This is a genomic window from Arthrobacter sp. GCM10027362, assembly GCF_042679445.1.
Taxonomy (GTDB): domain Bacteria; phylum Actinomycetota; class Actinomycetes; order Actinomycetales; family Micrococcaceae; genus Crystallibacter.
In genome coordinates this window covers 1-10,264 of the sequence record NZ_JBHTML010000148.1, presented here as the reverse complement: position 1 = coordinate 10,264, position 10,264 = coordinate 1, and the positions used below count along the sequence as shown (strand labels likewise).

Genomic DNA, 10,264 nt, shown 5'->3' with positions numbered 1-10,264 from the left:
AGCGGACGGCCCTGCCGCGCCGGCGTTGACTGGCAGGACCGCCGCCCCCCCCAGGGCCTCGGCGTGCTGCCGGGCGGTCACGCCGTGCCGCCGAACTGTTGCGCTTCCCCGATCGGCCCCGTGCTGCGGGGACTGCTGCAGGATTTCGTCGACCCCCGACGCCGGCAGCTGCCAGTCGGGGCGGCCGGACCACCGGCCGGAAGGGAAGCCCCTAGATTATCGATTATTACTCCGATATTATTTTATCGAGCGAGATTGCGATAACCGTCTCGGAGAGTTGAACAGAACAGGAGACAGGGATGTCTTGGGGATTGATCACAGCCATGGGGCACGTCGGAATTCAGACGACCAAGCTCGAGGAGTCCGTCTTTGATGCGACGCAGATCCTTGGGTTGCGCGAAACCGAGAGGACCTCCGACGCCGTCTACCTGGCCGCCGGCAACGTGCACCATGAACTCGTCTACATTGAATCCGATGTCGACGGCGTGGACAGCTTCGGCTTCGTTGCCCGGGACGGCGACGCCCTGCGCACCATCCGCGCCCGGGTGGAGCAGGAGAACCTGCCGGTCATCAGCGAGGGACCGCGCGGTGCGGGCATCGAGGACGGTTTCTCCTTTGTGGGACCCGAGGGTTTCGTCTTCGAGGTCTACGTCGGCATGCAGGAGAACCAGGCCGCCCGGCTCTCCTTCGGCCCGGACCGCTACGGACACTTCAACTTCCACCCGCGCGACGTGACCGGGATGATGAAGTTTCTGCAGCGTGTGCTCGATTTCAGGCTTTCGGATGTGATCGGTGACGACTTCGCGTACTTCATGCGCTGCAACCCGGACCACCACGGCATTGCCCTGGTCCGGGGGCAGGGGACGCTGCACCACCACGCCTGGCAGGCGCAGAGCATCGTCGACCTGGGAAAGCTTGGCGACCGCCTGAACAGGCTGGGCCGCGAACTGATCTGGGGGCCGGTGCGCCACGGCGCCGGCCATAACATCGCCGCCTACTTCGTCGAGACCTCCGGGGCCGTGGTGGAGCTCTACACGGACCTGGAGCAGATCTACGACGACTCCCGTCCCCCGGTGGTCTGGGGTGGGGATGAGAACTGGTGGAACATGTGGAGTTCCTACCGCCCGATGGACTTCCGCAACTTCGGGCTGGCGCCGGTGGAGTCGCCGTCGCGCCTGGCCGTGCTCCGGTAGGGGGCGCCACCCGCAGCCGCCGGGAACGCCCGGAATGCAGCCCGGCGGCACAGCCGCGCTCCCCGGCCGGAAGGCCGGGGAGCGCGGCTTTCGGGCGTTCGGTCAGTGCCCCGGAACCGGGTAGAGGATGATGCAATAGGTGTCAAGAAAAATATTCTTTAAAGAAAAATGCGCAAAGATCTGGCGCTCTGTTGTGATTTCCGCCATGCTTGAAGGAGTCAACGAGCGACGGGATTCAGGCCCGGCCCCTGTCGGGCCGCCGGCGGATCCCCTCTGGTCCTCGGTGCCTCCGGCTGACCTGTGGATGCCGAAGTCCCACCGTTCTCCACAAAGTGAAAGAGCCTATGTCGATGCCAAACACAGCACGGACAGAAAGCGGAGCGCAGCTCCGCGGTCCCGCCTCCACGAACCCGCCGGGGGATTCCCTCAATACCAAGGACATGCGGCGCGTCCTCGGGTCCAGCCTGATGGGCAGCATCATTGAGTACTACGACTTCATCCTGTACGCGACCGCCGCCTCGCTGATCTTCGACAAGGTCTTCTTTTCGAACCTCGGCCCCGCCGTCGCACTGTTCGCCTCCTTCGGCACCCTTGCCGTGGGCTACATTGCCCGGCCGCTGGGCGGCATCGTCTTCGGCCACTTCGGCGACCGCGTCGGACGCAAGAAAATGCTCGTGCTGTCCATGCTCATGATGGGCGGGGCCACGGTGGCCATCGGCCTGCTGCCCACCACCGCGGCCATCGGCGTCACCGCCCCCATCATCCTGGTCATCCTGCGCTTCATCCAAGGCATTTCGGTCGGTGGCGAATGGGGCGGGGCCACGCTCATGGCGCTCGAACATGCCCCGGCCGGCAAGCGCGGCTTCGCCGCAGCCTTCGCCAACGCCGGCGGCCCCGCCGGCGGCCTGCTCGCCACCTTCGTGGTCTCCGGTGTTTCCGCCGCCACCGGTGAACAGTTCCTGGTCTGGGGCTGGCGCATCCCCTTCATCCTCTCCGCGGTACTGATCCTGATCGGCATGGTCATCCGGCTCAAGGTCGCCGAGAGCCCGGTCTTCCAGTCGCTCGAAGCCAAGGCCGCGGAGCGCCGGAAGGGCCAGAAGACCCCGCTGGGACAGGTGCTGCGCCGCTACCCGCGCGTGGTAATTGTGACCTTGGTGGCGTCGCTGGGCTTTTACACCATGCAGGGCATCCTGACCACCTGGGGTGTGTCGGTGGCAGTGGCCGAGGGGGTCGACCGTTCGGCCGTGCTCAATATCAAGGGCATTGCCGCCGTGGTCACCGTGGCCTTTTGCTTCGCCGCGGCCCGCCTGAGCGACCGCTTTGGCCGCCGTGCCGTGCTGACCGTCGGCGGCGTCGCCGGCATCCTCTGGGCCTTCCCGGCCCTGCAGCTGATGCACAACGGCACCGCCTGGGGGTTCGCGCTGGCCGTGGTCGTGGGCAACGGCGCCATCCAGGGCATCCTGGCCGGCCCGATCGGCGCCTACATCTCCGAGCAGTTCCCAGCCGAGGTCCGCTACACCGGGGCATCCCTGGCTTACCAGGGCTCCTCGACCCTCGGTGCCGGCTTCACCCCGATGATCGCCACCGCCCTGGTGGTGGCCGGAAGCGGCGGTTATGCGCTCGTGGGGGCCTTCTGGATCGCGGTCCTGCTGATCGGCCTGGTCGCGGTGCGGCTGAGCCGCGAAGGCGCCGAGCTGAAGCAGCGCGCCTGAGGCTTCCCCCCGGGGCCCGCCCCTGTTCCGCGAGGGACGGGGGCGGGCTTTTTCATGCCTGCCGCCCGCCCGCCCGCCGGCTGCCCCGCAGGAGGATTTGTCAGAGTTTTTGATAAGTAAGTCCGAAAACTTCCTTATTTACGCGGTAGCTGCCGGCTGTGATCATGGATGGAGCAGGCGCCGCGGAGGTGGCGCGGATCACGAAAGGAACCCAAGGAATGAGCCTGAAGCCGAAGAAGCACATGGTGCTCACCACGTTCATGCTGCCGGCCGGCTACCACAAGGACAGCTGGCGGATGGAGGGCAGCCGGTCCGGGGAACTGGCGAACCTGGAGTTTGTGGCCGACCTGACCCTCATGGCGGAGAAGGCCAAGCTGGACGCCGTGTTCTTCGGGGACATTGTCCACGCCAACACCGTGATGCGCGGCGACATCAAGATGAACGGCTTCTACGAGCCGATGACCGTGCTCGCCGCCCTGGCCGCCCGGACCAGGAACATCGGCCTGATCGGGACGGTCTCGACCTCCTTCAGCGAGCCGTACAACGTCGCCCGCCAGATGTGCGGCCTGGACCACATGTCCGGCGGCCGCGCCGGCTGGAACATCGTCACCTCCTCCGACGGCTTCCAGAACTACGGCATGCACGAGGCCCCGGACCCGGCCACCCGCTACCGCCGCGCCACCGAATTTGTCGACGTCGTCCAGCGCCTGTGGGACAGCTGGGCGGACGACGCCGTGATCAACGACCGGGAGTCGGGCTGGTACGTGGACACGGACAAGATCCGCCCGATCAGCCACAAGGGCGAGTTCTTCGAAGTGGCCGGGCCGATCAACATGCCGCGTTCCCCGCAGGGCCGTCCGGTGCTCGTCCAGGCCGGTTCCTCCGGCCCGGGCATGGAGCTGGGGTCCTCGGTGGCGGACGGGATCTACACCGCCCAGCCGTTCAAGGAACCCTCCATCGAGTTCTATGCCAGGTTCAAGCGGATGGCCGCAGACAAGGGCCGCAACCCGGACGAAGTCAAGATCATCCCGGGCATCCTGCCCATCCTCGGCGACACCGAGAAGGAAGCCCTGGAACTCGCCGACGAGCTGGCCAACCACGTCCACCTCGAAAACGGCCGCACCCAGGTCGGCGCCGACCTGAAGATGGACCTGTCCGCCCTCGACTATGACGAGCGCATCCCGGCCGAATGGTTCTCCGATGATCCGCGCCTGGGCAGCCGCTACCAGATCTTCCGCAAGAAGAGCGTGGAACTGGGCATGACGCTGCGCGAGCTGATCGTGGACCTCGCCCGCTCCACCGGGCACCAGTGGATGGCCGGCACCCCGGGCCAGGTGGCGGACCGGATGGTGGACTGGTTCGAGTCCCGGGCCTGTGACGGCTTCAACCTGAATTCGCCGTTCAACCCCGGCGGCTTCCAGCTGATCTGCGAGAAGCTGGTCCCCGAGCTGCAGGACCGCGGCTACTTCCGCGCGGAGTACGAGGGAACCACGCTGCGGGACAACCTCGGCCTGCCGCGGCCCGCCGCCGTGGCGGACAGCACCCCGGCAATGGCCTGACCCGGGCGGCATGGGCACGGAAACAAGGCGCCATTAGGGGGCGACGGCGGCGGGAGCCTCCCGCCGCCGTCGCGCCTTTTGCTGCGCCGGTTGCTGTGCCCGGCGGGTCACAGCACGTCCGGCGGATTGGCGCTGAAGCGCTCGGTGGCGATGTCCACCCACGCCTGCGCCCGGGCATTCAGCCGCGTGCTGCGCGGCCAGGCGAGCGAGACGAGGGCCTGGCTCCGCGTGGCGGAGCGCGGCTGGGCCAGCGGCTTGAGCACGACGCCGAGCTCCTCGTAGGGGGCCTCCAGCTGGGGCCGCTGGAACAGCACGGCGACGCCGCGGCCGGTGGCCACGAGCGAGCGCACGGTGGCGTAGCTGCGGGAACGGTGCAGGACATGCGGGGCCAGCCCCGCCTCGCGGTACATCTCCAGGATCCGGCTGGAAATGGGCGGGGCGTCGAAGAAGATCAGCGGATCCGCCGCGATCTCCTTCAGGCCCACCTCCGCCGCTGCGTGCAGCGGATGGCCGGCGGAGAGCAGGATGTACGGATCGGCAGCGAGCAGCGGAGCGGTGCGGATGGCGGGGGAGATGCTCATGTCATAGAGGAAGGCTGCATCGATCGAGCCGTCGAGCAGGCGATCCTGCAGGTCCTCGTGGTACCCCTCCACGAAGTCCACGTCCACCTGCGGGCACTGGCGGGCGAATTCTGCGAGCATCGGCGGAATGATCGTGGGCCCCAGCGTCATGTAGCAGCCGACGGTCAGCGGGCCGCGCACATTGGGGCGGTCACCCTTGGAGAGCGAGGCGATTTCGTCCGCCAGGTCGAGCAGCTGGCGCGCCTGCAGGAAGACGGCACGCCCCGTCGAGGTGAGCGTCAGGCCCTTGGATTTGCGCTTGATGCACAGTTCGGCGCCGATAATGCGTTCCAGCTCCGAGATGGACATGGAAATGGCCGACGGCGCCATATGCAGCCGGCGGGCCGCCTCGCTCATGGTGCCGGTCTCGGCGGCGACCACGAAGTGCCAGATCTGGCGCAAGGTGATGGCCGGATGGCTGTTCAGGTTCATATTGTCAATTCTATTGAATGCCAACAGCGGAAATCGACAGTTTACTTGAGCGGTTCCGCTTGCCAAGATAAAAAGGCGGGTCGGAACGGATGGACCCGGTTCACCGCCGCATCCCGGCGGCATTCTGCGGAAGGTGCGAAGTACGTCATGGATACCCGAGAGCTGTTCCTCGATCAGGCGGCGGCCATCGTCGGCGAGGAGAATGTGGTGCGCGTCGGCGGCGGGGCCGGCTACATCGACCCCTACCCGCTGAACCCGGGCCGGAACAGGTGGCCGGGGGTGCGCCCGGCCACCGTCGAGGAAGTGCAGGCGCTGGTGCGGCTGGCCACCGAAACCGGGGTGCCGCTGTGGGCCTTCTCGCGCGGCAAGAACCTCGGCTACGGCGGCCCGGAGCCGCGGAACCAGGACACGGTGGCCCTGGACCTGGGCCGGATGAACCGGATCCTGGAGGTGGACGACAAGCTCTGCTACGCCGTGGTCGAACCCGGGGTGACCTTCTTCGACCTGTTCGAATACATCCAGGAACGCGGCCTGAAGGTGTGGATGTCCGTACCGGCCCTGGGCTGGGGCTCGGTGCTGGGCAACACGCTGGACCGCGGCTACGGGATGACCCCCAACGGCGACCATGTGAAGTCGCTGTGCGGCATGGAGGTGGTCCTGCCCGACGGCGACCTGGTCCGCACCGGGATGTGGGCCATGGAGGGCACCGACCTGGGCCCCATCTTCCAGGGCGGCTTCGGCCCGACCCTCGAGGGCCTGTTCACCCAGTCCAACCTCGGGGTGGTCACCAAGATCGGCCTGTGGCTGATGCCCTGGCCGGACGTCTTCATCTCCGGCGACGTGGTGGTCGAGCGCGAAGAGGACATGCCGCGGCTGATCGACATCCTCACCGAACTGCGCCGCCTCGACGTGATCCAGAACAACGCCCTGTGCGGCAACGTGGTGCGTGCGGCGACGATGAACGGCCCGCGCTCGCGCTGGTACACCGGCGGGGGCTCCATCCCGGACGAACGGCTCGAGGAAATGCGCCGGGAAATGGGCATCGGCCAGTGGAACGCCAAGTTCGCCATCTACGGGGACAAGGGCCTGGCGCAGCGTCGGCTGGAGATCATCAGGGAACGGTTCGCCGGGCTCGAGGGCTTCGAGGTCAGGGCCCGCCTGTACGAGGGCCGGGACGGGGCCCAGGTCGCCTACGCGGACATCGCCCCGCAGGACCGGGCGCACATGGCCGGCGTGCCGAGCATGAAGCCGCTGGAGACCGTGGCCTGGGCCGCGGAAAACGGCGGGCACATCGACGCGGCCCCGATCATCCCGGCGCGGGGCCAGGAGGTCTGGGACTTCTACCAGGAGGCCAAGGCCCTCTACCGCGAGTACGGGTTCGACCTCTACATCGGCTACCACCTGTATCCGCGCCACATGGTGCACGTGACCATGATCTTCTTCGAGAACGACAACGAGGAGCAGCTGGCCCGTGCCCGCGCGCTGTACCTCAAGCTGCTCGAGGCCGCCCGCCGGCGCGGCTATGCCCCGTACCGCAGCCATGTGGACTACATGGACGTGATCGCCGATGGCTTCGACTTCAACAACCACGCGGCCCGCCGGCTGCAGGAGAGGCTCAAGGACGCCCTGGATCCGGCCGGGGTGATCTCCCCGGGCAAACAGGGTGTCTGGCCGCGCCGCGACCGCCGGGCCGGGGCGGTTGCGGCCGCCGAAGCGGGCGTGGCCTCGGCCATGCAGTAGCAGCCGGCCCGCCTCCGCCGAACCGGCGGAGGCGGGCCTCAGCCTGCCGGCAGGCGGCTAGGCTTGCGCCGGCACCTTGCCGCCGAGGGCCTTTTCGAGTCCAACCTCGCCCGCATTGCGGACGGCTTCCATGGTGGTCTCGTAGTGTTGGCGGAGCAGTTTGGCTGCCGCCGGGGCGTCGCGCTTGAGCACGGCGGCCAGGATCTCGCGGTGCTCCTGTTCGATGTCGCGTTGGGCGTCCCGCGTGGCCATGCCGGCCCACCGCCCGTAGAGCTGGACGATGTCCGAGAGGGTGGAGGTCAGGTCGATGAGGACGGGGACGCCGCAGGCTTCCATCAGCTTGGCGTGGAAGGCCTGATGGGCCGCATTCCATTCCTGGGTGTGCTGGTCCGGGTCCTCGGCGCGCCGGCGCGGGGTGCGTTCCAGCGTGTGGTGGACGGCAATAAGTTCGGACTCCCAGTTCAGGTCCCCGCGCTCGATGGCCAGGGTGATGCCGAATTCCTCGTTCACGCACCGCAGCTGGGTGATGTCTTCGAGTTCGGCCAGCGAAATGGGCGGGACGAAGAAGCCGCGGTTGGGCTTGAGCTGGACCAGGCGGTCGCCGACCAGCCGGGTGAGCGCCTCGCGGATGACGGTGCTGCTGGTCTGGTAGTGCTCCGAGAGCGCGGTCAGCTGGAGCTTCTCTCCGGGGGACCAGCGGCCGCCGAGGATATCGCTGCGCAGCGCATCCCTGATGTGCTTGCTCAGTGTCTCGGAATCGGTGCGTTTTGCCATGGCATGATTCTACATTCTCCGACCCGGCTTCACCCTGTAAGCCAGATTATGCATTATTTATTGACTTATGCAATCTCCTCGCTAAACTGGTTGCAAGTCCCACGAAGAGATGCGGATCACAACCGGGACGGCAGGTCCGTTTCGGGCGGTCCGTCCGCAAGACCAAGGAGAACAGCCGTGACCAGCTCCCTTACCGAAGCGCGTGTCGAGGACGCCGTCGACGACCTGTACTGGCGGGACCAGTACGAACCCATTACCGAAGACGATGCGTTCCTGCACCGGATCGTGGAGACCACCGACCTGCCTGCCCTGATGGTGGCCCTCGCGGCGGTGACCGGCGACTTCTCGCTGCTGCGCGAAGACCTGCGGCCGCCGCAGCCGCCGGCCGACACCGTCGGCGAGCCGCACGGCGGCATGAGCCCGGAGCAGCAGGCTGCAGCGCGGGAACTGGCCTTCGAGGCCCTCAGGCGCGTGCGTGACGAGCAGCTCACCAGTGTGGGCCAGCTGACCGAGGACCAGGCGGCGGACATCCTGACCTGGATCACCAACGCGGCCAACCCCGAATACCATCCGATGCTCATGCATGACATGGCCCTGGTCGAGGGCAAGAGCGGCAGGCCGGGCTGGAACTTCGCCGAGGTGTCCGCCGGCCGTGAATTCAGCGTCGCCGTGATCGGTTCGGGCGTCTCCGGGATGGCGGCCGCCTACCGGCTGAAGCAGGCAGGCATTCCCTACACCGTGTTCGAGAAGGGCCACACCGTCGGCGGCACCTGGTGGAAGAACACATACCCGGGCGTCCGGCTGGACACCCCGAACTACGCCTACAGCTTCTCCTTCGCCCAGCGCGATGACTGGCCGCAGCAGTTCTCCCAGGGGCCGGAGATCTACCACTACACCTGCGAGGTCGCCCGGCGCGGCGGCATCATGGAGAACATCGTCTTCAATACCGAGGTCACCTCCGCCGCCTACGACGAGGCCACCGGGCTCTGGAACGTGGCAACCGTGGATAAGGACGGGAACGCCGGGACCCGGCGGTTCAACGCGGTGATCTCCGCCGTCGGCCAGCTGGACCGGCCCAAGTACCCGGATGTCCCCGGGCGCGGCGACTTCGCCGGGATCCAGCTGCACTCGGCCGAATGGGACAACAGCGTCGACGTCGCCGGCAAGCGGGTGGCGGTGATCGGCACCGGCGCCAGCGCCTACCAGATCGTCCCGGCGATCGTGGACCAGGTGTCCGCGCTGACGGTGATCCAGCGCAGCTCCCCCTGGATGCTGCCGACCAACGGCTACTACGACGACATGCCGGATTCGGTGCAGTGGCTGGTCCGCAAGCTGCCGCACTACGGCCAGTGGCTGCGCTTCTGGCAGCACTGGCTCGGCGTCGAAGGCCGCCAGCACACCACCGTCGCCGAACCCGGCTGGGACAAGCCCGGCAGCGTGTCCGCCGTCAACGAGCGGGTCCGCCGGCAGCTGACGGCACTGCTCGCCAAGCAGTACGAGGACCGGCCGGACCTGCTCGCCAAGGTCACCCCGGACTACATTGTCGGCGGCAAGCGGATGCTGCGCGACAACGGCGTCTGGGCCCGGTCGCTGAAGAAGCCGCAGACCACCCTCGTCACCGAGGGCATGGAGAAGATCGTCCCGGAGGGCATCGTCACCAAGGACGGTGTGCTCCACGAGGTGGACCTGATCATCTACGCGACCGGCTTCCAGGCCTCCGAATTCCTCGAGCCGCTGAAGGTCACCGGCCGGCACGGCACGGACCTGCACGAGTACTGGGGCGGCGACGCCAAGGCTTTCGCCGGCCTGACGGTGCCGAATTTCCCGAACCTGTTCATCATCACCGGCCCGAACACCGGCCACGTGGTCAACGGCAGCCTGTTCTCGATGATCGAGTACGGGGTCGAGTACATCCTCGAGGCGCTGCGGCTGATCCTGACGGAGAACCTCAAGGGCCTGGACCTCAAGCAGGAGGTCCTGGACGCGTTCGTGCAGGACCTCGATGCGGCCAGCGCCACCAAGGCCTGGGGCCACCCGAGCGTGAAGACCTGGTACAAGAACAAGTTCGGCCGGGTCTCCCAGATCTGGCCGTACCCGGTGCTGGACTTCTGGAAGATCACCCGCGAGGTCAGGCTCGACGACTACGAGAAGCTCGCATGAGCGGCACCGCCGGCCTTGCCGCGGGGCCGGGGACCGGCCCGGGCACCGTTCCGGCCGGGGACCGGGCGCCCGCC

7 protein-coding genes are annotated in these 10,264 nt (G+C 67.4%); 5 read left to right on the top strand and 2 right to left on the bottom strand.

From position 1 onward, the window contains the following. Window positions 1–299: 299 nt before the first annotated feature. The 3 genes from ACFQ36_RS17175 to ACFQ36_RS17165 all read left to right on the top strand — a co-directional run bounded on the left by ACFQ36_RS17175 (window position 300) and on the right by ACFQ36_RS17165 (window position 4,464). Complete coding sequence (locus ACFQ36_RS17175) at window positions 300–1,193, top strand: VOC family protein (RefSeq protein WP_377015782.1); 894 nt, start codon at window positions 300–302, stop codon at window positions 1,191–1,193. A 350-nt stretch (window positions 1,194–1,543) separates the two neighbouring features. Then, complete coding sequence (locus ACFQ36_RS17170) at window positions 1,544–2,905, top strand: MFS transporter (protein ID WP_377015779.1); 1,362 nt, start codon at window positions 1,544–1,546, stop codon at window positions 2,903–2,905. A 218-nt stretch (window positions 2,906–3,123) separates the two neighbouring features. After that, a complete protein-coding gene (locus ACFQ36_RS17165) occupies window positions 3,124–4,464 on the top strand; it encodes an LLM class flavin-dependent oxidoreductase (protein WP_377015776.1) in 1,341 nt (446 codons plus the stop codon). Between the two features lie 107 nt (window positions 4,465–4,571). On the opposite strand, the gene ACFQ36_RS17160 is transcribed toward ACFQ36_RS17165, so the two are convergent. After that, window positions 4,572–5,516, bottom strand: a complete 945-nt coding sequence (locus tag ACFQ36_RS17160) for a LysR family transcriptional regulator (RefSeq protein WP_377015773.1) — start codon at window positions 5,514–5,516, stop codon at window positions 4,572–4,574. Window positions 5,517–5,663: 147 nt separating this feature from the next. On the opposite strand from ACFQ36_RS17160, the gene ACFQ36_RS17155 reads away from it, so the two are divergent. Next, window positions 5,664–7,256 carry an FAD-binding oxidoreductase gene (locus ACFQ36_RS17155; RefSeq protein ID WP_377015770.1) on the top strand — a complete coding sequence of 531 codons (1,593 nt, stop codon included), beginning with the start codon at window positions 5,664–5,666 and terminating at the stop codon, window positions 7,254–7,256. A gap of 57 nt (window positions 7,257–7,313) precedes the next feature. Here the strand turns inward: ACFQ36_RS17155 and ACFQ36_RS17150 are convergent, their stop codons facing one another. Beyond that, on the bottom strand, window positions 7,314–8,030 hold the full coding sequence (locus tag ACFQ36_RS17150) for a GntR family transcriptional regulator (RefSeq protein ID WP_377015767.1): 717 nt from the start codon (window positions 8,028–8,030) through the stop codon (window positions 7,314–7,316). Window positions 8,031–8,207: 177 nt separating this feature from the next. Between ACFQ36_RS17150 and ACFQ36_RS17145 the strand changes: the two genes are divergently transcribed. Next, a complete protein-coding gene (locus ACFQ36_RS17145; protein WP_377015764.1) occupies window positions 8,208–10,190 on the top strand; it encodes an FAD-dependent oxidoreductase in 1,983 nt (660 codons plus the stop codon). Window positions 10,191–10,264: the final 74 nt, after the last annotated feature.